Genomic DNA, 26,897 nt, shown 5'->3' with positions numbered 1-26,897 from the left:
GACGAACGGCTGACCGTCTATCGTCTGCGGCATGCCATCTCTGTCTCCACGGGCCCGGGCGCTCGCCGCGGCCGGGCTCTGCTTGGTGATCGCCGTCGCGGCCGGCCTCGCGGTGGACATCCGGCTCGACCGGCACTGGATCCTGCGCGGGCTCACCCTCTTCCTGGCGCTGTGCTGCGCCGCGCTGCTGCTCACGGATCAAACCCGCCGGTTACGGCAGATCGTCACGGTGATCGGGCTGGCGATGTTCGGCCTGGTCATCCCGGTGTCGCAGACGGCGTGGTCGAAACCGCCGGAGATCGACTTCGCGCTGCAGGTCGCGACGGACGCGAGGGACGCGGCGGAGAAGGACGCCCGGAGCGCGGTGTCGGTCGCGGACGTGAAGGCGGCGGCCGAGGCGCGTGGGGGAGCGGTCGGATCATTGCCGACCGAGAAGGCCGCGCAGGTGCGCGGCGCGGACGCCTTCCCGCTGATCGTCCGCGCCAAACGCGACCAGGGCCGCCCCTGGGCCTGCCTCGAATTCGTCAACGGCCTCGAAGCCAGGGTCCGCCCCTGCTGAGTCCCGCAGCCTCCATGCGCTGGGTCGTCCACTTGATGGGCAATCGATTTCTTGCCGAACCCGGGCGGGCCTAAGGTCGCGGGTATGACTCTTGGGAATCTGACCGGCATCAGTGCGCTCGCCGACGTCGAGTCGCGCTCCATCAGTGCGGAGAACCCGACCGGCGAGCCCGGTCAGGGTGGACGGCGGACCGAGGGGACCGGCGCCCGCGCGGCCCGCGATCTCGGCCAGGGCTGGAAGGTCTCGCCGTCGATCGAGATCGGGCCGGGGGAGACCGCGACGCTGGCGGACATCGCCGGATCGGGCTGCATCACGCACATCTGGCTCACCACGCACGTCGACCACTGGCGCCGGCTGGTGCTGCGGACGTTCTGGGACGGCGACACCGCGCCGGCGATCGAGACTCCGGTCGGTGACTTCTTCTGCTCCGGCTGGGGCAGGTTCGCCCAGGTCAACTCGCTGCCGGTCGCGGTGAACCCGAACGGCGGCTTCAACTGCTACTGGGAGATGCCGTTCCAGACGCAGGCCACGCTCACGCTCGAGAACACCCACGACGAGCCCGTGGTCGTGTACTTCCAGGTGGACTACTGGCTGGGCGCCGTACCGGACAACTCGGCGTACCTGCACACGCAGTGGCGGCGGAGCAACCCGCTGCCCGCCAAGACGGTGCACACGCTCCTGGACGGCGTCGAGGGGCCGGGGCACTACGTCGGCACCTACCTGGCCTGGGGCGTCAACAGCACCGGCTGGTGGGGTGAGGGCGAGGTGAAGTTCTACCTCGACGGTGACGACGAGTTCCCGACCATCTGCGGCACGGGGACCGAGGACTACTTCGGTGGCGCGTGGAACTTCGACGTACCCCACCTGGGCGGGTACACCGAGTTCAGTACGCCGTACCTCGGTATGCCGCAGGTGATCCGCCCGGACGGGCTGTACCAGAGCCAGCAGCGCTTCGGCATGTACCGGTTCCACCTGCCGGACCCGATCCGCTTCAAGGAGCGGCTGCGCGTCGACGTACAGGCCCTCGGCTGGCGCTCCGGCGGTCGCTACCTCCCGCTGCAGGACGACATCGCGTCCACCGCGTTCTTCTACTCGAGCAGGACGAGCACGGCGCGACCCGACGCGCCGACGTACGACGTGATGGAGATCTGCTGACACGGCGCCAGGCCTATACTCCACGGCTGTGACGTTCACGGGGGGACGTAGCTAGGGAGTGCCGGGATGCGCCGCGTTCTGTTCGTCGCCGGCTGGGCGATCGCCGGTGCGCTCGTATGGGCGATCATCTTCGGGTTGGCTCTGTTGTGGAAATCCGACGACCCCGCCGACTTCGCCGAACAGGCGACGTTCCGCACCGAGAAGGTGGTCGCTGTTGCCGGTGCCGCCGTGGCCGACGGCCCGTGCGGCGAGAGCAAGGACGACAAGGGGACGCGGCACACCCACGGCACGTCGTACGAGGTCGACCTGACCTGGACGGGCGCGGACGGAGACACGCACGACGGCGTGATGACGACCTGCAACCGTCCGGATGAGGGCGAGCAGCTGACGGTGTGGGTCAGTTCGCGGGACGCGGTCTTCAACAGGTCGCCGTTGGCGATGTACAGCTCCGTCCCCATCGCTGGTGTGCTGTTCGCACTGGGCGCGTGGGGATGGACCTGGCTGACGAAGGACGAGCGCCGCCGCCGCGCGCGCGGGACCGAGACGCTGCGCCGGAAGCTGCGCCGCCTCCGGCTCCGCCGGCTCCGGCTCCGCGAGCTCCGGCGAGCGAAGAAGACCGACCGGCCCCGCGGCTAGCCAGGGATCGGCAGGGAGCCGTGGAGTGCCGTGCTGGTGAGGACGACCAGGGCGGCGGTCCAGGCGAGGGGAGCTTCGCCGGCGGGCTCCAGGTCCCGGTTGACCTTTTCCGGTAGGGCGCCGGTGGTGGTGCGGTGGTCGGCGAGCCAGTCGAGGAGGTTGTTCGCGGTGGCGTGATCGCCGCGGGCGGCGGCGCTGAGGGCGAACAGGGCGGTCTGCGGGGTCCACGACACGCCGTCCGCCCGCCAGTCCTCGCCAGGGGTCACACCGCCGTTGGGCTGTGTCAGTACGGCGTGCGCGCTGTCGATCGCCGTACTGACCACCGGCCGGGCCGGTGCGAACGGCGGACCGAGGACGGTCACGATCGCGTCCCGGCCACCCCCGACGGAGATCGGCTGGACCCCCGGCTCGACGAAACTGGTGGCCTGCGCCGGGGTCCGCGGATAGTCCGGGCCGAAGACCCGATCAGTTGCCTCCGACAACGTTTCGAACGCGGTCCGCCAGCGGGCGGCCTCGGCAGGACGCTGCAGCTCGGTCGCGACCTGCACGGCCGACCTGAGCCCGGTGAGCAGCGGAGCCACCGTGCCGAGCGTCAGCTCCTTCTCGTGCCGCTCCCAGTAGTCGGACGAGGGAGCGGGCAGCCCGTCAGGAGCGAGCTCGGCAACGATCTGGTCGGCCGACTCGCGCACCATGTCCCAGTACTGACCGCCCGCGCGACAGAACCAGGTGGCCCACAAGACCCACCCGGACCCGTCGAGCTGCACGGCCCGCCCGTCGTGCACCGGAGCGCCGGTCTCGGTGTAGCGAGCCTCCCACTGACCACTCCGCGGCCGCACGCCGTTGAGGAACGTCAGTACGTCGAACGCCTTGTCGTACTGCCCGACGGCGCACCGCGCGGCCGCCACGAACGACGCGTCCCGTGGCCACACGTAACGCCACGGCCCGTCACGACCGGCCAGCGTGACTCCACCGGGCAGCGTGAGGCCGTCGAGATCGGCCAGCGCATGCTGGACCAGCTCATCGGACGCCTCGAGTGACGAGCCGGCGTGCAGTGCCCGCGCCCCGGCAGGGCTGCCGTCGGACACGAGACGCGGCTGCGGGTTGCGATCGAGGTTGCGAGCGGTCCCCGCGGCCAGAGTGACGAGCAGCACGGCGATCACGGCATACGGGAACCACCGGTCGCGGCGCCGGTCGCCGTCCCGCATGGTGCCTCCTACTGGGCCAGGTGCTGCACTTCTGCCTCGAACTTACGCCGTGGCGCCAGCTCGACCAGATACATCGCCGACACCACCAGGGCGCCACCGACCAGCATCCGCCAGGTGAGGCTGTCCGAACCGAACAACACCGCGAACGTCGAGGCGAACACCGGCTCCATTGTCATCGCAATCGCCGCGCGGGTGGGCGTCAGGTGTGCCTGTGCCCACGTCTGCACGATCAACGCGAGCGCTCCGGCGACCAGCGCCATGTAGACCACGCTGACCCAGTCGCTGCCGTTGCCCGGCACCGAGAACCCGCCCGGCACCGCACCGATACCGCAGACGCACGTGATCACGATCATCTGCAGCGACGACAGACCGAACGCGTTCTTCGACGTCGACCACGCCCCCAGACCGATGATGTGCAGTGCGTAGAGGCCGGCCCCGGCCAGGGTCAGCAGCTCGCCGTGGCCGAGGCTGAATCCGCGCAGCGACAGGACACCGAGGCCGACGGTGGCGAGGATCACGGCGACCCACGCCCAGCGGCCGATCTTGTGCCGCAGGATCACGGCGCCGAGCAGCGGCGTGAAGACGACGTACATCCCGGTGACGAAGCCGGAAACGCTCGCGGACGTGTGCCGCAGGCCCTCGGTCTGCACGAGCTGCGCGATGCCGTAGGTGATGCCGAGCGCGACGCCGCGGCCGCGGTCCAGGCGGCTCAGCCGGGCGATCGCCGGCGGGTGGACCAGGATCAGCGCCACCGACGCGATCAGGAACCGCAACGCCAGGTAGTCGGCGACGTCCATCCTGGTGAGCAGGTCCTTGGTCAGGAAGAACGTCGACCCCCACGCCGCGGCGACCGACAGCAGGGCCAGTACGGCGAGGCGCGGGTGGTTCACGCCGTACATCAGACCAGAAGGCCCGCAGCCGAGCCAAAACGGCTGTCAGAGCCTGTCAGAGAACCGTGATGACGATGGTGGTGCCGGGCTTGACCTTCTTGCCGGCGCCCGGGGTCTGGGCGGCGACGATGTTCAGCCCGAGGTTGAACGGCGCCTTCTCGACCCGGACCTCGAACCCGGCGTCGCCGAGGATCTTCTGCGCCTCGGCGGTCGTCTTCCGCTTCACGTCCGGTACCTCCCGCAGCGGCGGGCCGAGCGAGACGACCAGCGAGACCTTGTCCTTGGCGAACAGGGTGCCGCTGTTCGGGCTCTGGCTGATCACGTTGCCCTCGGCGACCTTCTCGTCGTACCGCGTGCTGCGCCCGACGACGAACCCGAGCTTGCGCAGCGCCTTGTTCGCCTCCTTGTACGACTTACCGGTCAGGTCCGGCACGCTGATCGGCCGTTTCCCCTTGCTGACCGCGAAGTTCACCGCGGTCCCCGGCTTCACGACGGTGTTGAACTTCGGGCTGATCGCGATCACCCGGCCCTGCGGGACGGTCTCGCTGTACTGCTCTTTGATCTGCCCGGTGATCAGCTTGATCGGGGTCAGCGCCTGCTGCGCCGCTTCCAGCTCCAGCCCGACGAGCTGCGGCACGCGGTACCGCTCCGGGCCCTTGGAGACCGTGAGCCCGATAGTGCCGTCCTTCCGGATCCGTTCGCCGGCCGCCGGGTCGGTGCCCATGACCTCGCCCGCGCGGACGTTCTCCGAGTAGTCCTGGTTGTCCGTGGTGGTCTTCAGCCCTGCCTTCGCGGCCGCGTCCGCTGCCGCCGCGGGCTCCATGTTCACGAGCTCCGGCGTGGTGGTGTAGCGGTGGATGCCGTAGTACCAGGCCGCCGTACCGATGCCGATCGCCGCGGCAAGGATGATGATCAGCGCGATCGGGCCGCGCGACCTGCGCGGCCGCGGCGCTGCCTTCACGGGGGGCGGCGGCGTCCTGGCCGGGGCACCCGTCGGCCGGCCGTCTTCCACCGGTACGACGATCGTGTCGTGACGGATCGGCTGCTCCTCGAGCTCGTGCTCGAGTGTCGGAATGCCGCGCGTGTAGCCGTCGTCGTACCCGCTGTCCTGCCGGATCTGCTGGATCGGCACCGTCAGGTCACCGGTCAGGTCCGGGTCGTCCGGCAGACCCTCCTCGAGCGCACTGCGCACCCGGTGCACCTGCCGGCTGAACACCCGCGCATCGGTCGGCCGCAGATCCCGGTCCCGTGCCGTGGCGCGCTGCACGAGCGCGTCGACGTACGGCGGGATGCTCGGCTGCTCCAGCGACGGAGGGGGTACGTCGTTGTGCACGTGCGCGTAGGCGACCTGGATGGGCGTGTCACCGGAGTGGGGCTTGTTGCCGGTGAGCATCTCGTACAGAAGGATGCCGGCCGAGTACACGTCCGAGCGGGCGTCGGCGCTGCCGTCGGTGACCAGCTCCGGCGCCAGGTACGACACTGTGCCCATCAGGAGGCCCTGGGTGGCGGTGTTGCCGCTAGCACTCACCGCACGGGCCAGACCGAAGTCGGCGACCTTCACCGCACCCTTGTCGGAGATGAGCACGTTCTCAGGCTTGATGTCGCGGTGCACGATGCCGGCGTCGTGCGCGGCCGACAGCGCGGACAGGATCGGCGTCAGCAGATCCAGCGCGCGGGCGGGGGAGAGCGGTGCCTGCTCGCGGATCACGTCACGCAGCGTGCGGCCGGGCACGTACTCCATCGCCAGGAACAGCGTGCCGCCGTCGTCACCCTGGTCGAAGACCGCCACGACGTTCGGGTTCGACAGGCGGGCGGCGGCCCGGGCCTCGGCGACGAACCGGCGGGTGAACTGGGCGTCGTCACCCAGTCCGTCGTGCATCACCTTCAGCGCGACAGTGCGGTCCAGGCGCATGTCGAGGGCCTGGTAGACAGTGGCCATGCCGCCCTTGGCGACGCGCGCGCCCACGCGGTACCGACCGTCGAGCACGCGCCCGACGAGGCGGTCGCTGATCTGCGTGTCCACGTCGTCCGTCACTTGCGGTGAGCCGCCTCTCCCCAAACCGTTCTGCAGAGAGTGTAGATAACGGCTCAGCGTTACCGAGCCAGGCTCACCGCAGGGGATCCCACCCGCGTTCCAGCTGCGCCTGGATCCGCAGGACGTTCTTCACGTACACCTTCGTGTCGGGGTACATCCCGTTCTTCTTCACTCCGCCGAGGCCCTGGTAGTAGCCCGCCACCGCGATGTCGAGCCGTGCGGCGCCGGTCAGGCGGCTGAGCAGTACGACGCCCGCCGTGACGTTGTCGCGCGGCTTCAGCAGGTCCAGGTCGCGCCCGACGAGCCGGGACGTGAACCGGCCGGTCGACGGGATGACCTGCATCGCGCCGATCGCGTTGGCCGGCGAGACGACCCGCTGCTTCCAGCCCGACTCCTGCCAGCTCACCGCGAGCGCGAGCTCCGGGTCGACGCCGTGCCGCTTCGCCGTGCTCACGATCAGTGACCGCATCTCCGACCGGGTCGGCAGCTTGCGCTTCTTCAGGATGGCCCGGTTGCGGTTGGCCGCGGCGACGACCTTGTCAGAGTACGTGCGGCCGGCGAACGTGTTGTCGGTCCGGGCCTTCGGGCGCAGCTTCACCGGGACCTGCAGCGGCTTGCCGGCGTAGATGGGGTCGCCCGGCTTCAGCCCGTTCGCGGCGAGCAGGTTCGCCTGGGAGCACTTGTAGCGCTTCGCGATGCCCGAGATGGTGTCGCCGCGTTTGACGACGTAGGTCACCCGCCCGAGCTGGGAACGCTTCGCCGGCGACTCGGTCGTCGACCCCTGACCCGAGCCCCTGGACGAGCCCTTGGCCGATCCCTTGCCTGGAACCTTCAGGACCTCGCCGGCGTAGATCGCGTTGCCGTTGCCGGGCAGCTTGTTCAGCGCGACCAGCGTGCCGACGGTCGTGCCGTAGCGGCTCGCGATGTGGCTGAGCGTGTCACCCTGCTTGACCTTGTACGCGCCGAAGCCTGGCGAACCCGCGGTGATCACCGCCGCGGCCAGCACCGGTACCGCGAGACCGCTGAAAACCCGTACGACGTTGCGCATCGCAACCAACTCCCCGTGTGAACGTCAGTTGACCGTATGTGCTGAGACGGGTGTGACAACAGGGGCGGATGGGGTTCCTGTGACGCCTGTAACGTAAAGGTTACAATTCAAGGCTGAACTACATCGTTGTCGTTCACAATCTTTCCGGTTGCTCGCGGCAACCGTGAGTCAGTGACCGAACCTGCTGACCAGGAAGGGTTTTCCGAGATCCGGAAGGATGCCGGTGCGGACGTTCTCGGCCATCACCTGCGCCGTCACCGGCGTCAGCAGTACGCCGTTGCGGTAGTGCCCGGTTGCCCACAGCAACCGATCCAGTCCGGACGGGCCGAGGATCGGGGCGTTGTCCGGAGTGGCGGGCCGCAGACCCGCGATCGACTCGACCAGCTCCAGTTCGTCGATGATCGGCAGCACGGTCCGCGCGTCGCGGAGCAGCGCGAACACACCACCCGCCAGGACCCGGGTGTCGTAGCCGAGCTCGGAGGTGGTCGCACCGATCACCAACTCGCCACCGGGGCGCGGCACCAGGTAGACGGAGAAGCCCCGGGCCGTGGCTCGCACGGTGTGCCGCAGCGCCGGGCGGTACGCCTCCGGGACTCGCAGGCGCAGTACCTCACCCTTGACCGGACGCACCGGCGGCCGGAGCTCCTCGGGTACGCCGTCGAGCTGCGACGACCACGGTCCGGTGGCCGCGATCACCTGTCCGGCGTGCACCGTGTCCCCGTTGTCGAGCTGTACGCCGGTTGCCGTCGTGCCGGAGGTGATGACGCGGGCCACGTGCCGGCGGATGAGCTGCACGCCGGACAGCTCCACGGCGCGGAGGAGGGTCGCTACTGCCTGACGGTTGTCGACGGAGTGGTCGCCGGGGACCCAGACCCCGCCGGAAACACCTGTGGCGAGTAGAGGCTCGCGGCGGCGCGCGTCGCGACCGGACAGCTCCTCCACCTCGAGACCGAGCCGGCGTTGGTACTCGGCGAGCCTGCGGAGCGCTGCCACGTCGTCGGCGTCGTACGCGACGGACAGGGTGCCGGTCTGGTGCAGTCCGGCCGGCTGTCCGGTGAGCTCCTCCAGCTCGGCGGCGAAGGCGGGCCAGGCGTTGACCGATGCCAGGTTGAGCGCCAGCAGGTCGTCCTCGCCGTACTCCACCTCGGTGACCGGGGCGAGCATGCCGGCGGCGACGTTCGAGGTCTGCGCGCCCGGAGTGGGGTCGCACAACGTCACCTGGATGCCGTCCGCGGCCAGCCGCCACGCAATCGCCAGACCGATCAGCCCACCGCCGATCACCACCACATCGGACGTTCTGTCAGGCATGCCGCACAGCCTACGGGTGGCTCGACATGGCAGGCTTTGGGGTGTGACCGACCACACCGACCGCCTCGCGGATGCCCGGCTGTACCTGTGCACGGACGCGCGGGAGAAGCAGGGTGACCTCGAACAGTTCCTGGACGCCGCGCTGGCCGGTGGCGTGGACATCGTGCAGCTCCGGCAGAAGGAGATGGAGGCTGCCGACGAGCTGGCCGCGCTGGAGGTGTTCGCGGACGTCTGCCGGCGGCACGGCAAGCTGCTGGCGGTGAACGACCGCGCGGACATCGCGTTCGCGGCAGGAGCCGACGTACTGCACCTGGGGCAACGTGACCTGCCGGTGCACGCGGCCCGGGCGATCACCGGACCGGGACCGATCATCGGCCGCTCGACCCACACGTTCAGCCAGGTGAACGCCGCGGTGGACGAGGTCGGCTCCGACTACTTCTGTGTCGGGCCGACCTGGGAGACCCCGACGAAGCCGGGGCGGCAGGCGGCCGGTCTGGACCTGGTGGCGTACGCCGCCGGTCGCCGGCAGGCCAAGCCGTGGTTCGCGATCGGTGGCATCGACCTGGAACGCCTGGACGAGGTCCTCGAGGCGGGCGCGACCCGCGTGGTCGTCGTCCGGGCGATCACGGCCGCCGACGATCCGGGCGCGGCGGCCGCCGAGTTCAGCCGGCGTCTGCGGGAGGCCGGGTGAGTTCGAAGACCACACGGATCGTCGCCGTCGTGGTGATCGCCATGCTGGTGCTCACCCTGGCGGCGTCCCTGCTCGGTTGTGCGCCGGACAAGCAGTCGGCGTCCGGCGGCGTCGATCCGGAGAGCGGGCTGCAGTACGTCGCGGTCGCGGACCTGCCGAAGGAGGCGCGGGACACACTGGAGCTGATCGACCAGGGCGGCCCGTACCCGTACAGCCGTGACGGTGTGGTGTTCGGGAACTTCGAGAAGCTCCTGCCGAAGCACGACCGTGGTTATTACCACGAGTACACGGTGAAGACGCCGGGGGAGAAGGATCGCGGCGCCCGCCGGATCGTGACCGGCAACGACGGCGAGCGTTACTACACGGAGGACCACTACAAGTCGTTCCGCCGCATCGCGGAGGACGGGGGAACGTCATGAGCAAGTTGCGTGAGCTGCTGGCGGAAGGGCTGCGGCCGGGTGTCTACCGCTGGCCGTCCACTCCTGCCGTTGACGACGTACGGCGTGATGCTGCCGCCGCCGGGTTCGGGTTCGTGCTGCTCGACACCGGCGAGATCCACGACAAGACCGGGTTCCTGGACCTGTGCGCGACCGCGTTCGACCTGCCGCGCTGGTTCGGCCGGAACTGGGACGCGCTGGCCGACTCGCTGAGCGACCGGTCGACCGGGTCGCCCGAGGTGGTGCTGTGGACCGGTCTGCGCAACCTGCTCGAGCACGACCACGACACCGTCGACGTCGCGCTGCAGATCTTCGCGGAGGACACCACGAACTCCGGTCAGCTCCGGGTGCTCATCGACGAGCCGGAGTCACCCGATCTGCTGAGCTCACTGCCTGTCCTGTAGGCGCTCGCCCAACTCGTCCAGGTCCTTCGCGAACAGCAGGTTGCTGCCGCGGTTGCTCTCCCGCACCCAGTCCGCCAGCGGCTTGCTGGCCGCGACCCGGCCGGAGATGTCACCGACCACGGCGAGCCCCATCTGGTACATCACGAACTTCTGCGTGATCGCACCGGCCAGGCCGCTCTGCAGCTCGAAGAACTCGTCGCCCAGCTGGTCAGGGGTGAACGCGATCCACTCGGCCTGATGCGCGTAGTGCGCGTCGACGATCAGCTGCACGGCGTCGCTCTCCCCGCCGAGCGGTGTGTCGCTCATGTGTACCTGCACTCCAGCCAGCTGCACCATGGGACTCAAAGTACCCTAAATGCCCATATCTGACTATTTATAGGGAATTCTAAGGAACGTGCTCTACGCTGAGGGGATGGCCCAGGAGCTGTATTCGGTGGAGCAGGTCGCGAATCGCCTGGGGCTGCACGTCCGCACGATCCGGAACTACGTCCGCGACGGCCGCCTCAAGGCCGTCCGGATCGGGAAGCAGTACCGGATCACCCGCGAGGACCTCGAGGAGTTCACCGGTACGCCGGCCGCGGCGGTCGACGTGGACCGCTCCGCGCGGCACGTCGAGGCGTCCAGCATCGTCCACATCGACGCCGTCGACCGCGCCACCGCCGACCGGCTCACGACCCACATCCACGGCGCCCTGAACCAGCCCGAGGCGGTCCACCTCAAGGCCGAGACGATCTACGACGAGGAACGCGCCGTCCTCAAGGTCATCGTTCTGGGCAACCTGCCGGCCACCGCCGATCTCCTCCGCCTGATCAACCTGCTGGCGGACCAGTAGCAGGACCTACACCACGCGCGACGTGGCGGCGACGGCGAGATCCGTCAGGGCCTTGCGAGCGGCGTCGTCGGCCAGCGGAGCGCGGTCGAGGGCGTCGAGCGCGTCCTCGGTGCGGTCCGTGATGAGGTCCTCGCAGGCCTGGACGGCGCGGGAGTCCTGGAGGATCTCGCGCAGCAGCTGGATCTCGTCGTCGTCCAGGTCCGGACGGCCGAAGAGCCGGTCGAACTCGACCAGTTGGGCCTCCGACGCGTGGTCGACCGCGTACGCGATCAGGACCGTCCGCTTGCCTTCCCGCAGGTCGTCCCCGGCCGGCTTGCCGGTCAGCGCCGGATCGCCGAACACCCCGAGCAGGTCGTCGCGCAACTGGAACGCCTCGCCCAACGGCAGCCCGTAGCCGGACAGCGCCGAGATCAGGTGTGCGTCACCGCCCGCCAGCGCGGCCCCTATGTGCAGCGGCCGCTCGATCGTGTACGTCGCCGACTTGTACCGCAGTACCCGCAGCGCCAGGTCCATGTCCGACTCGCCGCTCGCCTGTGCGACCAGGTCGAGGTACTGCCCGGCCGTCACCTCGACCCGTACCGCGTCGAAGTACTGCTCCGCCCGGGCCAGCGCCGCCGCGTCGAAGCCCGACGTGTGCAGCAGCTCGTCGGCCCAGATGAGACACAGGTCCCCGAGCAGGATCGCCGCGCCGACCCCGAACCCGACCGGGTCGCCGCCGTACCCGGACTTCTCGGCGCGTTCCCGCTGCAGCGCCTCGAACCGCCGGTGGGCGGCCGGCGCGCCCCGCCGTACGTCGGAGGAATCCATCACGTCGTCGTGCACGAGCGCACTGACGTGCAGCATCTCCAGGCTGGCCGCGGCGGGCAGGATCGGGAGCGCCGGGTCACCGCCCGCGGCCCGGAATCCCCAGTAGCAGAAGGACGGGCGCAGCCGCTTGCCCCCACTCGTCGCGTCCCGCGCGGCCTGCACCTGCTCGGTCAGCTCCGGTCCGATCGCCGCCAGCCGCTGCTCCTGCCGGTCGAGGAACGCGCTCAGCGCGCGCTGGATCCCGGCCGGGACGTCCACATCGCCATCCACGTCTCGGAGCGTAGTCGGTGGGCAGACGGCGCCGACCACCGCGGGTAACCTGAACGCCATGGCCAACGGTCTTCCCTCGACGCTTCCCGGCAGTGCGCCGACCATCCGCGAGCTGCTGGCGTCCGGGGACCGGTCGTTCTCGTTCGAGTTCTTCCCGCCGAAGACGCCCGAGGCGGAGGAGGTGCTGTGGCGCTCGATCCGCGAGATCGAGCAGCTGCGACCGACGTTCGTCTCGATCACGTACGGCGCCGGCGGCACGACCCGGGACGGCACCATCCGCGTCACCGAGCGGGTCGCGCAGGACACGTCGCTGACGCCGCTCGGTCACCTGACCTGCGTCGCGCACTCCCGCGACGAGCTCCGGTCGGTGATCGGCGCGTACGCCGGATCCGGCGTCCGGAACATGCTCGCCCTGCGCGGCGACCCGCCCGGCGGCCCGAACCAGCCGTGGGTCGCGCACCCCGAGGGCCTGAACCACGCGATCGAGCTGGTCGAGCTGATCCGCTCGCTGGGCGACTTCTGCGTCGGTGTGGCTGCCTTCCCGGACAAGCATCCGGAGGCGGCCTCGCTCGAGGCGGACGCGCAGGTGCTCGCCGCGAAAGCGCAAGCCGGTGCGGACTACGCGATCACCCAGATGTTCTTCGGCGCCGACGACTACTTCCGGCTCGTCGACCGCGCGACCGCGCTCGGCTGCGACATCCCGGTGCTGCCCGGCGTCATGCCGGTGACCAACATCAAGCAGATCCAGCGGATGGCCGAGCTGACCGGCATGGCGCTTCCCAAGGCCGTGACCGACCGGCTGCTCGCCGTCGAGGACGAGCCGGCCGCCGTGCGCGAGGTCGGCATCGAGATCGCGACCGAGCTATGCGAGCGTTTGCTCGAGGGCGGCGCGCCGGGCATTCATTTCATTACGTTGAACAGATCGACCGCGACGCGACAGGTGTTCCGCAACCTCAGCTCATCGGTCGTATCCTGACGCAATGGCTGACCCGTCGGACCTGTTGATCGACCGTACTCTCGTCCTGCTCCGGCACGCCAAGGCGGTGCCGGCGGAGACCCATCCGGAGCTGCCGGACCTGGAACGCCCGCTGGCCGACCGCGGCCGCGCCGACGCCGGCGCGGCCGGACGGCATCTTGTTGCCCAAGGCATCGAAGCGGACCTGGTCCTGTGCTCGCCGTCGAAGCGCACCCGGGAGACCTGGAGGTACGTCGCCGAGGCCGGCGTCACCGCCAAGGACGTCTGGTACGACAAGCGGGTCTACAACGCCGACACCGACGGCCTCCTGGACGTGGTCCGCGAGGCCCCGGCCGAGGCCCGCACGGTGATCGTCGTCGGTCACGCCCCGGGCATCCCGTGGCTCGCCGACGAGCTCGCCCTGGACGGCACCAGCCCGGAGCGTGTCGAGCTCACAAAGAAGTACCCGACCACCGGTCTCGCGATCCTGCACCTCACCTGCCACTGGGCCGACCTCGCCGCGGACGAGGCCGACCTGGTGTCGTACGTGGTGCCGCGCGGCTAGAACCCGTTCAGGACGGCAGCCAGTGCGTCGTGCTGTTCACGGTGACGAGTCGCTGCGTCGCCCGGGTCAGCACGACGTACAGTGCCCGTTCGCCACCTAGCGTGTCGGCGACGATCCGGTCCGGCTCGACCACCACGACCGCGTCGTACTCCAGCCCTTTGGACTCCAGCGGGCTGACGGCGATGACTCGTGGGTCGTCGATCTCGGCCAGGACCGGGTCGACCACGGGCCGCAGCGCGGGCGGCACGATGACGCCGACGGTGCCCTCGACCAGCTCGAGCAGCTCGCCTGCCGCGTCGCCTGCCGCCTCGGCCACCTTGCCGGCGTCGAAGACCCTGTGCTCCGGCTCCACCCCGGTACTGCGGACCGCGTTCGGCAGGTCCGCGTCCGGAATGGACTGCCGGATCACCTCACCGGCGAACGCGTAGATCTCGGCCGAGTTCCGGTAGTTGGTGGACAGCCGGAACGTGTGCCGCTGCAGGTGGGACAGCATCGAGTCCATCGCCGCGCGCGCCTCGTCGGGGTCCGGCCAGGAGCTCTGCGCCGGATCGCCGACGATCGTCCAGCTGGCCTGCGGCCCACGCCGGGTGACCATCCGCCACTGCATGGGGGAGAGATCCTGCGCCTCGTCCACCAGTACGTGCGCGTACTCCTCGGGCTCCTCGGCCTCGCGGGCAGCCGCGGCCCGGGCGCGGCGCTCGGAGCTGGTCAGTACTTCGTTGACGCCGTCCGTCAGCCCTTCCAGCCAGTCGAACTCCTCGTCGTTGTTCTCCACGACCGGAGGACGACCCAGGAACGCGCTCAGCTCGTCCAGCAGCGCGACATCGGCGATGGTGAACTCAGGCGTCGTCCGGATCGCGGTGGCGAGCGCGTCGACCTCGACAGGTGTCAGGTCGTTGCGGGCCCAGCGCTGCAGACGGCGCGGGTCACCCAGCCACCGCAGCACCGCCTCGGGAGTCACCACCGGCCACCACTGGGCGAAGAACGTGCGGAAGGCAGGAGTGTCGGTCACCCGGTCACCGAACGCCTCGCGATCGCCGAGCGGCCCGTTGCGCAGATCCTCCGGGAACCGCTGCCACAGCGCGGCGATCAGACCCTTGCGCGCCTCGGTCGCCGCGCGGTTGCGGGCGGTGCGGCGCAGCGCGTTCCGCCGTACGTTGTCGAGCTGGTTGGCGTCCAGCTCGACGGTGGCGCCGCCGAGGAAAACGCGGAGCGTCGTCGGCGCGTGCGGGACGCGGTCGCGGGCGGCACGCGACAGGATGCCGCGCATCCGCAGCGAGCCCTTGATCGCGGCCACCGCGGCGTCGTCGACCGCAGTCGCCCGCACGCCGTCGACCAGCTCGCCGACGGCCCGCAGCGAGACGGTGTTCTCACCAAGGCTCGGCAGCACCCGCTCGATGTACGCCATGAAGGCAGCGGACGGTCCGACGACCAGTACGCCGCCACGCTCGAAACGCCTGCGGTCGCTGTAGAGCAGGTACGCCGCTCGGTGCAGAGCGACCACCGTTTTGCCCGTTCCCGGTCCACCACCGATGACGGTGACACCACGGGCTGGTGCCCGGATCGCCTCGTCCTGCTCGGCCTGGATCGTGGCGACGATGTCCCGCATCGTGCGACCGCGGGCCCGCGACAGCGACGCCATCAACGCGCCCTCGCCCATCACGGGCAGGTCCTCCGGCGCGCGTTCGGGCGCCAGCAGGTCGTCCTCGAGCCCGGCGATGCGTGGACCCTTGTTCCGCAGTACGCGTCGCCGGACGACCTTCTGCCGGTCCGTCGCGGTGGCCCGGTAGAACGGCTCGGCCGCGGGGGCGCGCCAGTCGATCACGAGCGGTTCGTACTCCGCGTCGCGGACACCGATCCGCCCGACGTACAGCTTGTCGAGCTCGGCCGCGCTCGCGGCGGGCGGCTCGTCGTCGCCCCGGTCGGAGTCGAGCCGGCCGAACACCAGGCCCTCGTGCTCGGCGTCGAGCTCGGCGATCCGGCGGGCGGCGGCGAACACCAGGACGTCCCGCTCGTAGAGGCCGGTCTGCTCCTCCTCGCGGACCCGGCCGACGTTCTGCGCCTGGCCGCGCTGGTGACCTTCGACGGCGATCCGCGACGCCGATCGGGCGGCCTCCTCGACCCGGCCGTACACCCGGTCGACGTGTTGTTGCTCAGCCGCCAGCTCAGCCTTCTCCACAGTGTCGTGGTTGTCGTGATCGGCCGATGTGGGGGATTGATCCACCGAGGTCCTCTCTACCGCCGGGCTCCTGCCCCGCTCAGAACACAGGAACAACCAATCTTAGTTCGCGCCCGTGTCCAACCCCACAGGGGTCCAGGACAATCCCTAGGCCTTCCCGATCGCGTCCGCCACGATCGCCGCGCCGAGCGTGGTCGCGGGGACTCCGGAGCCCGGATGCGCGCCCGCGCCGACGCAGTACAGGCCCTTCACCGGCGACACGTTCGCGGCCCGGCGGCGGGCGGTCCGGTAGCCCTCCCAGGCGACGCCGGCCCACCAGGACGGCGACGTCTGCCGCGACACCACGTTCTCCCGGACAGGGAGTCCGCGCGCGACCAAGAGGTCCAGTACGTCGTCGGTGGGGTAGCCGTGGACCAGCACGGACCACGCCTGGTGACCGGCCGGTGCCGTACCGCCTGTCCGTACGACGACGGTCGGTGTGCCGTGCAGTACGGTCTCGAACGGCAGCTGCGGCACCGGATCCTTCAGACCGAGATGTACGACGTACGCCGCCTGCGCCTGGTGTGTCGACAGGATCTTCTTGCGCACCTTCTTGGCCGCCGGATCGTCGACGAGGCACTCGTACAGCTCGCGCGGGTCGACGTCGCTCACGACGATGTCCGCGGCGATCTCCTCGCCGTCGGCCAGCCGTACGCCGGTCACCGCACTGTTCGAGGTGGTGACGCCGACGACCTCAGCACTGGTGCGAACGGTGATCTTGCGTTCGCTCGCCCGCTGTACCAAGGCGTCGGTCAGTGCGCCGAAACCGCCCGCGATCGTCCAGCGACCGAACGTGCGTTCCAGGTACGACCAGACGCCCATGTACCCCGGTGTGAGGGTGGCTTCCGATCCGCCCTGGGCCGCGAAGTGCCGCAGTACCGCCCGGGCGCGGTCGTCGCTCAACTCGCGCTGGGCGACCTTTTCCAGAGACTGCCAGGGTTTGAGGGCACGGACGGTCTTGAGAGGCACCTTGTTCTCGAGTGGCGGCTCCAGCGAGGTCTTCCGGAGGATCTGCCACGTGTCGCCGTACGCGTCGACCAGAGCGGTCCACTGCTCGGCGACAGCACCACCGGCCAGGCCGGTCCAGGCTTCCTCCTGTGCGCCGCGGTCGCTGACCGGCAGGTCGAGGACGGAGCCGTCGGCGAACAGGTGACGGCGCGGCTCGGTCACCGGGTCGAGCTTGACCAGGCTCTCGATCGGACGGCCGCTCTTGCGGAACAGGTCGCGCAGCGCGGCGGGCAGCGTCGTACTGGCCGCTCCGGCGTCCCAGGTGAAGCCGTCCGCCTCGACACGGCCCAGCGCGCCACCCAGACGCTCGCCGCGTTCGCAGATGGTGACCTGGTGGCCGAGCTTGGCCAGTCGCACAGCACTCGCGAGACCGGCCAGGCCGGCTCCCACGACAATCACGTTCGCCATCAGACAGCACTGCTTCCGGTCGCAGGGACACCACGTTTCGCTCGCCAGGCCTTGAAGCGCTGATACCCGCGCCGGATGAACCGGAACGCGAGGTAGACGCCGATCAGGCCGAGCAGCAGGAGTATGCCCGCGATGATCAGCGCGGCCTCCGGATGGAACACGGCGAGTGACACCACACCGGCGACCACGACGTCCTCACCGGACGAGGCGGCGATGTTCGTGACGGGCTCGGGGGAGGTGTTGATCGCGAGCCGCAGACTCGACTTCACCGCGTGCGAGAGCAGCGCCACCAGACCGCCGGCGGTGGCGATCACGGCCTGCTGCAACGTGCTCGCCTCGCCGGACATCAGCGCGGCGATGATCGTGGCGACGGTCGGCCGGATGACGGTCGAGATCGCGTCCCACGCGGAGTCGACGTACGGGATCTTGTCGGCGACGAACTCGAACGCGAAGAGCACACCCGCCGCGATCAGCACCGGGGTCGTGGTCAGTGCGTCCGGTACGTCGCCGGCGCCGGCGAAGCGGCCCAGCAGACCGAGGATCAGCACGCAGGCGTAGGCGTTGACGCCACTGGCCCAGCCCGTCGTGACCGCCAACGGCAGCGCTTCCATCGTCGTACTCCGTAACCCAGGGTGGCCGGCGCAGTTCCCGGCATGATTTCGTCAGTATCGAACCCGCTCCCGCGAGTTTTGGTTAACCGTTGACATCCGCGTCGCCTCGACTCACAGTGACTAGGCTGCCAGTCTGTGTGACCGGCACCCGCCCTACGGGTTCAGGAGAACATCATGCTGCGTCGTTCGAAGATTCTTGCCGCACTGGCTGCGGTAGCGCTGCCGGTCGCCCTGACCGGCGTGTCGTCCGAAGGTCCACCCGCCCTCGCGTCCACGGCGGCCTCGACGCCGGCACCGTCCGCCGCCGCCTCGGCGTTCAGCGCGGCGGCCGCGCAGTACGGCGTACCGGAGTCGGTCCTGCTGGCCGTCTCGTACGCGGAGTCCCGCTGGGACGACCACGCCGGTGCGCAGAGCACGTCGGGCGGCTACGGCCCGATGCACCTCACCGCACCCGGCGCGGCGAAGGCCGCGGACCTGTCCGACAAGCAGAAGGTCGCGAGGGCCGAGTCCCTGCGCACGCTGTACAAGGCCGCCGAGCTGACCGGGCTGGACCCGGTCGCGCTGCGCAAGGACACCACGGCCAACATCCACGGCGGCGCCGCGCTGCTGGCGTCGTACCAGAAATCGCTCGGCCTGCCGGTCGGCGCGAACACCTCACCGGCCGAGTGGTACGGCGCGGTGGCCTCGTACGCCGAGGCGGGGGACAAGGCCGGCGCGGCCGGGTTCGCCGACGACGTCTACGCGATCATGGCCCGCGGCGCGGCGCGGACGACGAACACCGGGCAGCAGATCGTGATGCCGGCCGTCGCGGTGACGCCGGACAAGACGCAGCTCACCAAGCTGTCGCTGCCGGACGGTGTGAAGGCCGCCGCCTCGGACGTGGAGTGCCCGCCGTCGCTCGGCTGCGAGTGGCTGCCGGCGCCGTACCAGGACCTGGGCGGCGGTGACTACGGCAACCACGACCTGGCCGACCGCCCGAACACCGGCAAGATCGACTACATCATCGTCCACGACACCGAGGGCGGCTGGCGGGGCGTGCTGAACCTGGTCCAGGACCCGACGTACGTGAGCTGGCAGTACACGATGCGGTCCTCGGACGGCCACACCTGGCAGCACGTGAAGGCCAAGGACGTCGCCTGGCACGCGGGCAACTGGTACGTGAACATGCACAGCATCGGCATCGAGCACGAGGGCTTCGCGGCCCAGGGTGCGACCTGGTACACCGAGTCGCTCTACCGCAACTCGGCCAAGCTGGTGCGCTACCTGGCGGTGAAGAACAACATCCCGCTCGACCGGGCGCACATCATCGGCCACGACCAGATCCCGGGTACGGTGCCCGGCAATGTTCGCGGCATGCACTGGGACCCGGGACCGTACTGGGACTGGGAGCACTACATGGACCTGATCGGCGCGCCGATCTGGGGCCAGTCGGTGTTCCCGGTGCGTGAGGGCTCGATCGTGACGATCAAGCCGGGCTTCGAGGACAACGTCCAGGTCCTCACCAACTGCACCGGCGCCGGGACGACCTGCACGCCGCAGGGCACCAACTTCGTGTACCTGCGTCAGGCGCCCGACGACAACGCACCGCTCGTCAAGGACCTCGGTCTGCACCCGGACGGGTCCGACAGCACCACAGTGGTGTCCGACATCGGAGCGCGGGTGGCAGCTGGTTCGAAGTACGTCGTTGCCGAGCGCAAGGGTGACTGGGTCGCGGTCTGGTACCTGGGTGCGAAGGGCTGGTTCAAGAGCCCGGCGTCCGCGCCGGACGCGTTCGCCAAGCCCGGGCTGGTCGTGAAGCCGAAGGCCGGGAAGACGTCGGTGCCGGTGTACGGACGTGCGTACCCGGAGCAGTCGGCGTACCCGGCCGGGATTCCCTACCAGACGGTGACTCCGCTGCAGTACTCGATCGGCGCGGGTCAGGCGTACCCGGTGGGTGATCTGGACATCGAGACCGACTACTACCGGGCCGTGACGTTCGCCGGGCAGCCGCCGGCGGACAAGGTCCAGGTGCTCGGGAAGGACAAGTACTACCAGATCTGGTTCGGCCACCGGATGGCATACGTCCGGGCCGCCGACGTGGATGTGAAGCCGGCCGTCTAATCTAGCTGCCGTGATCGACGAAGCCGTCCAGCAACTGCTGGGCGGCTTCGTCACGTCAGTGCGCTCTGTCGCTGCCGTCGAGGCGGTCTGGCTGCACGGGTCACTGGCACTGGGGGACTACCAGTTGGGGCGCAGCGACCTCGACGTGGTCGCCGTCGTCTCCGCACCGGTGTCCTCGGCCGTGGCCGACGTACACCAGGAGCTGATCAGCCGGGATCCGCTGGCCGAGAAGCTGCACTGCTCCTACATGCTGACGTCGCAGCTGGCCGATCTCTCGGTCCGGCACCCGACGTTCGCGCAGGGCCGGTACTTCGACCGTCCGGTGACGCCGGTGACCCGCCGGGAGCTTGCCATCGGCAACCGAACGCTCTACGGCCCGGCGCCGGCCGAGCTGCTGCCCGCGGTCACCGACGAGGAACTCTTCGCCTTCGTCCGCCGCGATCTGCGGGAGTTCTGGCTGCCCGTCACCTGGAAGCGGAAGCCGTGGTACCGCGACGTCTGGGTCGACCTCGGCCTGCTCACGGTCGCCCGCGCGCACGTCACGCTGGCGACCGGCGACCTGATCACCAAGCGGGCGGCCTTCGACGTCCTGCCCCGGCTCGGTGCGCCCGCGGACGTGGTCGAGGACATCAGGCGCCGCCGCTACGGGCCGGCGTTCCGGACCGGGCCGTGGTGGCGGCACACCCGCGCGTCGCTGACCCGGCGCTTCCTGCGGACCGCGATCCCGGCAACGCTCAGTTGACGGTGACCGGCGTGCCGTCGGTGAGCTTCAGGAGTTCGCCGTACGTCGTGGGGAACACCGAGTGCGGGATGCCGGCGGCGGCCCAGATCACGTCGTACTGCTCGAGCGCGGTGTCGACATACGTCGGGACCCTGCCGGGGTGCCCGACCGGGGCGACCCCGCCGATCGACTGACCGGTGTGCTCCTTGACGAACTCCGGTTTGGCCCGCTTCAGCTTGCCGATCCCGAGCTCGGCGGCGACCTTCGCGGTGTCCACGCGGTGCGCGCCCGAGGTGAGGATCAGCACCGGGGCACCGTCGCCGTCGAAGATCAGGCTGTTGGCGATCGCGCCGACCTCGCACCCGAGCTCCGCCGCCGCGGCCGCCGCGGTCGGCACCGCCTCGTCCAGGATCACGATCTCGCCGGTCGCGCCGGCGGCCCGGAGCGCGTCGGCGACCTTCTGCACATTCGGATGACTGCTCACCCTGGTGAGCTTAGGCGAGAGTTGCGGCACCGAACGAAACGTTGAACCGGTCGCACCAGATCGCGACACTGCGGAAGCTCTCGAGCTTCACGCCGGCGGGGATCACGTAGTTCTGGTTGCCGTGGTTGCCCTTGAGGTCGCCCAGGTTCTGGTAGCTGCCGTCGTCGAAGACGTGCCAGCCGGCCCGGCCCGGGGTGACCTTCGCGTCGCTGAGCCAGACCTTCAGGTCGGGGCCGTCGGAGGTGTCGAGGTTCTCGATCCGGAGGATCCGGCTGCCGTCGGGAAGGGCGATGACGGCGACCTTGCCGGAGGTGCGGTGCTCGTGGGTGATCAGCGCACCGGTCAGCAGCACCTTCGGCCCGGCGGGCGGGGTGGAGCGCGGGACGGACGGCTTCGGCGACTCGACGGAAACTGTCGGTGGCGTCGTCGACGATGAAGTCGTGGAGATCGGAACAGCGCCGGGCAGCGCCTCGTCGACGACCTTGTCGGTAAGCACCCGCCACGGCTGGAAGAGCGGCAGCGCCACCGCTGCCACCACGACGGCGACCGCCGCCGCGGCGATTCCGGCTGTCCGTGTCCGCATCGTTCGTCCCTCCGTTGTGGAGTTCCCAGTCTGGCGGCTCGAGGGCGCCCGTGGCGGCGCGCCGGCCTTACGGCCCGTTGACGACTGTCGGCGGGCGGCGATACGCTTCCAGTGTTCGAACAGATGTTCGATTGCCTCGGTTCCGGTTTCGTCGGGAGGCCGGCCCGGGGCGAGCCGGACAGCTGGACGGCTCCGGTGCGGAGTTGCGGCCGCATCGGAATCCGGTGGCCCCGGCGGACCGGGCAGCGGGGTGGTCCTCGACCCCCATCCCGCGCTCGGCCGCCGGGCCGCCGACCCGGAGCCGGCCGTCGATCAGGAACACCGTTCGGTACACAGGAGGCGATGGAGCATGTGGGAGTTCGACGACGCCGTCGAGGTGCACTCGGTGTCCGTGGACGGTGTGCAGACCCCCGACCAGTTCCTCTGGCGCGGCCGCCTGTGGCGTGTCCGCTCCGTGAAGTCGCACTGGACCGAGACGGCCGCCTGGTGGGAGCGCGGCGTGATCGGCACCGGTGACATCCACGACCCACAGGTCGCCCGTGCGTTCGCCGGCCCGGCGGACAACCGGGCCGTCCTGGCGTACGACGCCCGCGCCGATCGCCGGACGGCGCCCGACTCGCTCGCCCGGATCGACGCGGCCACGGTCGCCGAGGTCTGCTCGGCGGCCCGCAGTACACGTTCCACCCGCACCCGAGCCGGCGTGGCAGCGGCGGCCAACCCCCGTTCGCGCCCCGCTGCCACGCTTCCCTCCCCGTCGCAGGTGACCCCGGCGGCCGTCGGCGTCCTGGACGCGGAATGGGGCCCGGAGCGGGCCGTGTTCCGGGTAGAAGCGGGCTGCGGCAGGTACGGGCGGCAGGAGATGTTCGATCTCGCCCACGACCCGGATTCGGGCCGTTGGCAACTGGAGAGGGTGACCGACCGATGACTGTTTCACCGGTGTCGCCGGCCGCGGCCGGCGCGGCCAGCCGAGAGCTGTTCCGTGCCCGCGCCGCCTTGGCCGAGGCGACCGAGACCAGTGACCACCTGATCCGCTACTCGAGTGCCCACGTCGCGGCGCTCCGGGTCGCGGCCGCGGTCCTCGCCGTCCGCGCCCGTCCGGTGCGCTCGGGTAGCCGCCGCCGGGTCCAGCGCAACGCCTGGGTGCTGCTCGCCGAGGTCGCGCCGGAGTTCGGCGAGTGGGCGACGTTCTTCGCCGCCGGTGCCGCGCAGCGCGCCGCCGCGGAGGCAGGGCTGGAGCGTGCCGTCACCACCCGCGAGGCCGACGACCTGGTCCGCGCGGTGGAGACGTTCTACACCCAGGTCGAAGCCAGCCTGCGGCTCTCCACCACCCCGGTGCTCACCGCGACCACCGACCCGCAGTCCGTCCTGACCCAGTCCTGGATGCAAGCCAGCTGACGTCCCCCGCAGTTGAGGAGATCCCGACCGTGAGCGAACCCTCGAGAGGCCTGGGCAAAGACCTGTGCGGTCGCGTCCACGCCCTCACCGGTGCCGAGTGCTACCTGCCGGACACCCACTACCCACGCCCACACCAGGCCCTGTCCGGTGACTCCTGGCACGACGGCCTCTGCACCCGGTGCGCCGGATCCGGCCTTCACGCCGACACCCTGTGCCCGTCCTGCAACGGCACGGCCTTCGAGCCGCTGACCCTGCCGGAGACGTACCAGCCCGGCTGAGCCTGGCACGGCCGACCGCACACCGTCTAGGGTCGGCGGGGTGAGCGGACTTCCGGTGTTGGATGTCGAGGAGCAGCGGGTTCTCGGGAGCTTGCTGGAGAAGCAGTCGACGGTGCCGGCGTCGTACCCGTTGACGGCGAACGCGTTGCGCACGGCGTGCAATCAGACCAGCAATCGCGATCCCGTCGTGGACTACGACCAGGGAACGGTGGAGCGGGTCGCCCGCGGGTTGCGGGACCGTGAGCTGGTGCGGATCGTCTGGGTCGACACCGGTCGCCGGACGTTGAAGTACCACCAGATCCTCGACGAGAAGCTCGAACTCGCGGAGGACGAGCGCGCGCTGATCACCGTGCTGCTGCTGCGCGGCGCCCAGGCGCCGGGCGAGCTGCGGACGCGGACCGAGCGGCTGCACAAGTTCGACGACCGGAGTGACGTCGAGGAGTGCCTGCGCCGCCTGGCCGCGCGCCCCGAGCCGCTCGTCCGCGAACTGGAACGCCGCCCCGGTCAGCACGACCGCCGCTGGATCCACCTCCTCGGGCCGGTGCCCGAAGTGGAAGCGGTTGCCGCGGTGGAGCCCGTCGACCGCGACGCCGTGATCGCCGACGGCGTCGAGGCGCGGGACGCCCGGGTGCGTACGGCGTACGACTCCGTCGCGACGTCGTACGCCGAGGAGTTGCTGGACGAACTGGACGGGTTGCCGTTCGAGCGCTGGCTGCTCGACCGGGTGATTGCCCACGCCAACGGTCGGCCGATCGTGGAGGTCGGCTCCGGGCCCGGGCACATCACGGCGTACCTCGCCGATCGTGACGCCGACGCGACCGGGATCGACGTGTCACCGGAGATGGTCGCGGAGGCGCGCCGGCGGTTTCCGCGGCTCAGGTTCGAGATCGGGGACCTGCGCCGCCTCGCCCGTCCGCCCGCCAGCTCAGGCTGGACGGCGGTGCTCGCCTGGTACTCACTCATCCACCTCGCCGCCTCCGAGCTGCCGGAGGCCCTCGCGGCCCTGACCCGCCCGCTCGACCCCGGCGGATGGCTCGTCCTCGCCCTGCACGCAGGCGAAGAGGTCCGCCACGTCGACAAGCTGCTCGGCCACGAGGTCGACCTCGACTACGTCCTCCACGACGCGACCGACCTCGTGCCGGTCCTCGAAGCGGCCGGCCTCACGGACGTCGAGTGGTACCTCCGCGGCCCGATCACCACCCGGGCCGAGACAACCCGCCGCCTGTACGTCATCGCGCGCACGCCGTCCTGACGGGTCGCGCGAGGCCCGGATCCGGTGAGGCAGCAGCCCCCTCCTGTTGCTGCCTCAGCCGGATCGGCCACCGCTTCAGGCCTTGGCGTACGTCTCCGCAGCGAGCGACTCGAACTCCAGGCCGACGGCCGGGTCGTTGCCGACGACCCACGCGTCGTGTCCTGGCTCGATGACGTACGCGACCCCCGGCACCAACTGCGCCTTCGTGCCGTCGTTGTGGACGACCTCCATCTCGCCGGACAGCAGGGTGCCGACGTGCCGGACCTGGCACGAGTCACCGCCGATGACCGGACGGATGCACTCGGACCAGCGCCAGCCGGGCTGGAAGGTGATCCGGGCGACACTGGCGCCCGGCAGCTTGACGACGTTGACGCTCGTCTTGTCCGGTGTGCGTTGCTCGTCCGGCTCGTCGAAGGACTTACTGAAGATGGCCATGATCCCTCCCTGGTGATCTTGTCCTGAGAGTCGCGCGATTGCGCCTCCGGCGACAGGTCTCAGGACTTATGTACTGCTTACGACAGGCGGGCGGGATGGACGTGGCCGGGTGGAAGTAGGGTGTGGCGGGGTGGGGCGGTCGGGGGACATGAGCTGGAGGGTCGATGGTGGAGCGGCGGCGGCGGAGCGTGCGGACGGCGTTGGTCGGGGAGGCACTGCGCGTCGCGTTGGCGGGGCGTGCGCGGACCGATCCGGGCGCCGGGCTGGACATCGTCGACCTCGGCGGCGGGACCGGTGGGTTCGCGGTTCCGCTGGCTGTCGAGGGGCATCGGGTGACGGTCGTCGACCCGAGTCCGGACGCGCTCGCCTCGCTCGAACGCCGGGCCCGCGACGAGGGGGTCAGCGAACTGGTCCGTGGTGTCCAGGGCGACGCGGCGGAGCTGCTGGGGCTGGCGGGGGAGTCGACCGCGGACGCCGTTCTGTGCCACGGGGTCCTCGAGGTCGTCGACGACCCGATGCAGGCCCTGCAGGCGATGGCGTCGGTCCTGCGGGAAGGCGGCGTACTGAGTCTGCTCGTTGCCCAGCGCAACGCGGTCGTCCTGGCGCGGGCGCTGGCCGGTCACCTGGCCGAGGCGCGGATCGCGTTGCAGGACCCGGACGGGCGCTGGGGTGCGACCGATCCGATGCCGCGGCGGTTCGACGAGGCCGGGATCGCGGCGCAGCTGGCCGATGCCGGGTTCATGGTGCACACGGTGCACGGCGTACGGACGTTCGCCGACCTGGTGCCGTCCGCGTTCGTCGACTCCGAGCCGGGCGCCGCGGATTCGCTGGCCGAGCTCGAGCGCGCGGCCAGTCAGCACCCCGCGTTCCGGGCGTTGGCGACGCAGCTCCACATCCTCGCGACCCGCTGAACCGGGTCCCCGCGGGTCCGCGGGGATTGCGACGGAGGGTGACAGTCGCGTCACTCCGGCAGCGCGGTGGGGTGGTGGCTGTCGACGGGCTGTGAGCGACACGCCGAAGGACGTGAGTTTGAGCGCCACGTTGCGGGGCAGTTGCGGGACCGTGACGCGCTGGACAGGCGGTCAGGGTTTCGTGTGACGCGGGCGCGGCCTAGACTGGAGGCGGCCTATCGAGATCGTGCTCATCATGGAGGGATCGACGGTGCCCCTCTCGGAAGAAGAGCAGCGCCAGTTCGAGCAGCTCGAACGTGCCCTTGCTGCGGAAGACCCGAAGTTCGTCTCCGCCATGCGTGGGACCAATGTGCGCTTGTACTACAAGCGCCGGGCAGTGCTCGCCGGCGTTGGATTCGTGCTGGGCATCGCGGTGCTGATGACCGGTGCGATCATTCCCAACACCATCATCGGCGTCATCGGCTTCGTGATGATGGTCGCTTGCCTGTACATCGCGGCGCTGAGCATGAAGCGGATCAGCAACGCGGGGGAGTCCGACGACATCCCGCCGCCGCCACCGCCGACCAAGCGTCACCGGACCAGGCACGACTCGTCCGGCAGCTTCATGGAGCGCATGGAGGACCGCTGGCGCCGTCGGCGCGAGGAAGACCTCTGACGGTCCCCGCACCGCAGGCCTGATCTCCCGAACTTTCAACC

Annotated in this window: 30 protein-coding genes; 17 read left to right on the top strand and 13 right to left on the bottom strand. The window is 70.2% G+C overall.

Going from position 1 to position 26,897, the window contains the following annotated elements; all coding sequences use genetic code 11:
* The first annotated feature begins 31 nt into the window (after window positions 1-31).
* The 3 genes from BJY22_RS31055 (at window position 32) to BJY22_RS31045 (ending at window position 2,350) form a co-directional block, all read left to right on the top strand.
* Window positions 32-559, top strand: coding sequence for a hypothetical protein (locus BJY22_RS31055; protein WP_167213828.1), 528 nt, complete (start codon window positions 32-34; stop codon window positions 557-559).
* An 84-nt stretch (window positions 560-643) separates the two neighbouring features.
* On the top strand, window positions 644-1,714 hold the full coding sequence (locus tag BJY22_RS31050) for a glycoside hydrolase family 172 protein (protein ID WP_167213825.1): 1,071 nt from the start codon (window positions 644-646) through the stop codon (window positions 1,712-1,714).
* A 66-nt stretch (window positions 1,715-1,780) separates the two neighbouring features.
* Window positions 1,781-2,350: a hypothetical protein gene (locus tag BJY22_RS31045; RefSeq protein ID WP_167213823.1), complete on the top strand. Its 570-nt coding sequence runs from the start codon at window positions 1,781-1,783 to the stop codon at window positions 2,348-2,350.
* Here the strand turns inward: BJY22_RS31045 and BJY22_RS31040 are convergent.
* The 5 genes from BJY22_RS31040 to thiO form a co-directional block, all read right to left on the bottom strand.
* The gene (locus tag BJY22_RS31040) at window positions 2,347-3,555 is read right to left on the bottom strand and encodes a glycoside hydrolase family 15 protein (protein ID WP_167213820.1); all 1,209 of its coding nucleotides are present in this window, start codon (window positions 3,553-3,555) and stop codon (window positions 2,347-2,349) included. The two genes, BJY22_RS31045 and BJY22_RS31040, sit on opposite strands and share 4 nt — an antisense overlap.
* Window positions 3,556-3,563: 8 nt before the next feature.
* The gene (locus BJY22_RS31035) at window positions 3,564-4,454 is read right to left on the bottom strand and encodes a DMT family transporter (protein ID WP_167213817.1); all 891 of its coding nucleotides are present in this window, start codon (window positions 4,452-4,454) and stop codon (window positions 3,564-3,566) included.
* 46 nt (window positions 4,455-4,500) lie between these two features.
* Entirely contained in the window at window positions 4,501-6,480 is a 1,980-nt protein-coding gene (gene pknB, locus BJY22_RS31030; RefSeq protein WP_167213814.1) for a Stk1 family PASTA domain-containing Ser/Thr kinase, read from the bottom strand.
* Between the two features lie 73 nt (window positions 6,481-6,553).
* Window positions 6,554-7,528, bottom strand: coding sequence for a lytic transglycosylase (locus tag BJY22_RS31025; protein ID WP_167213811.1), 975 nt, complete (start codon window positions 7,526-7,528; stop codon window positions 6,554-6,556).
* A gap of 168 nt (window positions 7,529-7,696) precedes the next feature.
* On the bottom strand, window positions 7,697-8,836 hold the full coding sequence (gene thiO, locus BJY22_RS31020; protein WP_167213808.1) for a glycine oxidase ThiO: 1,140 nt from the start codon (window positions 8,834-8,836) through the stop codon (window positions 7,697-7,699).
* A gap of 43 nt (window positions 8,837-8,879) precedes the next feature.
* Between thiO and thiE the strand changes: the two genes are divergently transcribed.
* Genes thiE through BJY22_RS31005 form a run of 3 tightly spaced genes read left to right on the top strand, consistent with a single transcriptional unit; the run spans window position 8,880 to window position 10,368 of the window.
* On the top strand, window positions 8,880-9,527 hold the full coding sequence (gene thiE, locus BJY22_RS31015) for a thiamine phosphate synthase (protein WP_337759539.1): 648 nt from the start codon (window positions 8,880-8,882) through the stop codon (window positions 9,525-9,527).
* On the top strand, window positions 9,524-9,946 hold the full coding sequence (locus BJY22_RS31010; RefSeq protein WP_337759537.1) for a guanyl-specific ribonuclease: 423 nt from the start codon (window positions 9,524-9,526) through the stop codon (window positions 9,944-9,946). The genes thiE and BJY22_RS31010 overlap by 4 nt, the downstream gene beginning before the upstream one ends.
* Complete coding sequence (locus BJY22_RS31005) at window positions 9,943-10,368, top strand: barstar family protein (protein WP_167213804.1); 426 nt, start codon at window positions 9,943-9,945, stop codon at window positions 10,366-10,368. Before BJY22_RS31010 ends, BJY22_RS31005 begins: the two co-directional genes overlap by 4 nt.
* Here BJY22_RS31005 and BJY22_RS31000 read toward each other — a convergent pair.
* The gene (locus tag BJY22_RS31000; protein ID WP_202891335.1) at window positions 10,351-10,674 is read right to left on the bottom strand and encodes a DUF4180 domain-containing protein; all 324 of its coding nucleotides are present in this window, start codon (window positions 10,672-10,674) and stop codon (window positions 10,351-10,353) included. The genes BJY22_RS31005 and BJY22_RS31000 overlap by 18 nt on opposite strands.
* A gap of 106 nt (window positions 10,675-10,780) precedes the next feature.
* Here BJY22_RS31000 and BJY22_RS30995 point away from each other — a divergent pair, with 106 nt between their 5' ends.
* The gene (locus BJY22_RS30995; RefSeq protein ID WP_167213798.1) at window positions 10,781-11,200 is read left to right on the top strand and encodes a helix-turn-helix domain-containing protein; all 420 of its coding nucleotides are present in this window, start codon (window positions 10,781-10,783) and stop codon (window positions 11,198-11,200) included.
* 6 nt (window positions 11,201-11,206) lie between these two features.
* Here BJY22_RS30995 and BJY22_RS30990 read toward each other — a convergent pair whose 3' ends face one another.
* Window positions 11,207-12,277 (bottom strand): polyprenyl synthetase family protein, encoded by a 1,071-nt coding sequence (locus tag BJY22_RS30990; RefSeq protein WP_337759536.1) that lies wholly within the window; start codon window positions 12,275-12,277, stop codon window positions 11,207-11,209.
* A gap of 58 nt (window positions 12,278-12,335) precedes the next feature.
* Between BJY22_RS30990 and metF the strand changes: the two genes are divergently transcribed.
* Complete coding sequence (gene metF / locus BJY22_RS30985; protein WP_167213792.1) at window positions 12,336-13,253, top strand: methylenetetrahydrofolate reductase [NAD(P)H]; 918 nt, start codon at window positions 12,336-12,338, stop codon at window positions 13,251-13,253.
* Between the two features lie 4 nt (window positions 13,254-13,257).
* Window positions 13,258-13,797 (top strand): SixA phosphatase family protein, encoded by a 540-nt coding sequence (locus BJY22_RS30980; RefSeq protein ID WP_167213790.1) that lies wholly within the window; start codon window positions 13,258-13,260, stop codon window positions 13,795-13,797.
* A gap of 7 nt (window positions 13,798-13,804) precedes the next feature.
* Here BJY22_RS30980 and BJY22_RS30975 read toward each other — a convergent pair whose 3' ends face one another.
* The 3 genes from BJY22_RS30975 to BJY22_RS30965 all read right to left on the bottom strand — a co-directional run bounded on the left by BJY22_RS30975 (window position 13,805) and on the right by BJY22_RS30965 (window position 18,042).
* Complete coding sequence (locus BJY22_RS30975) at window positions 13,805-16,021, bottom strand: UvrD-helicase domain-containing protein (RefSeq protein ID WP_167213788.1); 2,217 nt, start codon at window positions 16,019-16,021, stop codon at window positions 13,805-13,807.
* Window positions 16,022-16,123: 102 nt separating this feature from the next.
* The gene (locus tag BJY22_RS30970; protein WP_167213785.1) at window positions 16,124-17,431 is read right to left on the bottom strand and encodes a phytoene desaturase family protein; all 1,308 of its coding nucleotides are present in this window, start codon (window positions 17,429-17,431) and stop codon (window positions 16,124-16,126) included.
* Complete coding sequence (locus BJY22_RS30965; protein ID WP_167213781.1) at window positions 17,431-18,042, bottom strand: DUF4126 domain-containing protein; 612 nt, start codon at window positions 18,040-18,042, stop codon at window positions 17,431-17,433. Before BJY22_RS30965 ends, BJY22_RS30970 begins: the two co-directional genes overlap by 1 nt.
* Before the next feature lie 174 nt (window positions 18,043-18,216).
* On the opposite strand from BJY22_RS30965, the gene BJY22_RS30960 reads away from it, so the two are divergent.
* Both BJY22_RS30960 and BJY22_RS30955 read left to right on the top strand, forming a co-directional pair.
* Window positions 18,217-20,142: an N-acetylmuramoyl-L-alanine amidase gene (locus tag BJY22_RS30960; protein ID WP_167213778.1), complete on the top strand. Its 1,926-nt coding sequence runs from the start codon at window positions 18,217-18,219 to the stop codon at window positions 20,140-20,142.
* A 10-nt stretch (window positions 20,143-20,152) separates the two neighbouring features.
* The gene (locus BJY22_RS30955) at window positions 20,153-20,884 is read left to right on the top strand and encodes a nucleotidyltransferase domain-containing protein (RefSeq protein WP_167213775.1); all 732 of its coding nucleotides are present in this window, start codon (window positions 20,153-20,155) and stop codon (window positions 20,882-20,884) included.
* On the opposite strand, the gene BJY22_RS30950 is transcribed toward BJY22_RS30955, so the two are convergent.
* Both BJY22_RS30950 and BJY22_RS30945 read right to left on the bottom strand, forming a co-directional pair.
* Entirely contained in the window at window positions 20,877-21,347 is a 471-nt protein-coding gene (locus BJY22_RS30950; protein WP_167213772.1) for a YbaK/EbsC family protein, read from the bottom strand. The two genes, BJY22_RS30955 and BJY22_RS30950, sit on opposite strands and share 8 nt — an antisense overlap.
* 10 nt (window positions 21,348-21,357) lie before the next feature.
* Window positions 21,358-21,930: a DM13 domain-containing protein gene (locus BJY22_RS30945; protein ID WP_167213769.1), complete on the bottom strand. Its 573-nt coding sequence runs from the start codon at window positions 21,928-21,930 to the stop codon at window positions 21,358-21,360.
* A gap of 349 nt (window positions 21,931-22,279) precedes the next feature.
* On the opposite strand from BJY22_RS30945, the gene BJY22_RS30940 reads away from it, so the two are divergent.
* From BJY22_RS30940 to BJY22_RS30925, 4 genes are read left to right on the top strand one after another with little or no spacing between them, the layout of a single operon-like run.
* Window positions 22,280-22,855, top strand: coding sequence for a DUF6504 family protein (locus BJY22_RS30940; protein WP_167203114.1), 576 nt, complete (start codon window positions 22,280-22,282; stop codon window positions 22,853-22,855).
* On the top strand, window positions 22,852-23,325 hold the full coding sequence (locus BJY22_RS30935) for an SAV_6107 family HEPN domain-containing protein (protein WP_167213766.1): 474 nt from the start codon (window positions 22,852-22,854) through the stop codon (window positions 23,323-23,325). The genes BJY22_RS30940 and BJY22_RS30935 overlap by 4 nt, the downstream gene beginning before the upstream one ends.
* 29 nt (window positions 23,326-23,354) lie before the next feature.
* On the top strand, window positions 23,355-23,603 hold the full coding sequence (locus tag BJY22_RS30930) for a hypothetical protein (protein ID WP_167213763.1): 249 nt from the start codon (window positions 23,355-23,357) through the stop codon (window positions 23,601-23,603).
* A gap of 40 nt (window positions 23,604-23,643) precedes the next feature.
* Window positions 23,644-24,855, top strand: coding sequence for a DUF480 domain-containing protein (locus BJY22_RS30925; RefSeq protein ID WP_337759529.1), 1,212 nt, complete (start codon window positions 23,644-23,646; stop codon window positions 24,853-24,855).
* A gap of 75 nt (window positions 24,856-24,930) precedes the next feature.
* On the opposite strand, the gene BJY22_RS30920 is transcribed toward BJY22_RS30925, so the two are convergent.
* Complete coding sequence (locus tag BJY22_RS30920; protein WP_167213760.1) at window positions 24,931-25,290, bottom strand: cupin domain-containing protein; 360 nt, start codon at window positions 25,288-25,290, stop codon at window positions 24,931-24,933.
* A 164-nt stretch (window positions 25,291-25,454) separates the two neighbouring features.
* Between BJY22_RS30920 and BJY22_RS30915 the strand changes: the two genes are divergently transcribed.
* Window positions 25,455-26,201, top strand: coding sequence for a methyltransferase domain-containing protein (locus tag BJY22_RS30915; RefSeq protein ID WP_167213757.1), 747 nt, complete (start codon window positions 25,455-25,457; stop codon window positions 26,199-26,201).
* Between the two features lie 235 nt (window positions 26,202-26,436).
* Window positions 26,437-26,856 carry a DUF3040 domain-containing protein gene (locus BJY22_RS30910; protein ID WP_238350507.1) on the top strand — a complete coding sequence of 140 codons (420 nt, stop codon included), beginning with the start codon at window positions 26,437-26,439 and terminating at the stop codon, window positions 26,854-26,856.
* The last annotated feature ends 41 nt before the right edge of the window (window positions 26,857-26,897 follow it).

Origin of the sequence: Kribbella shirazensis, assembly GCF_011761605.1 — a bacterium.
Lineage (GTDB): Bacteria > Actinomycetota > Actinomycetes > Propionibacteriales > Kribbellaceae > Kribbella > Kribbella shirazensis.
This window is presented reverse-complemented; position numbering and strand designations above follow the sequence as displayed.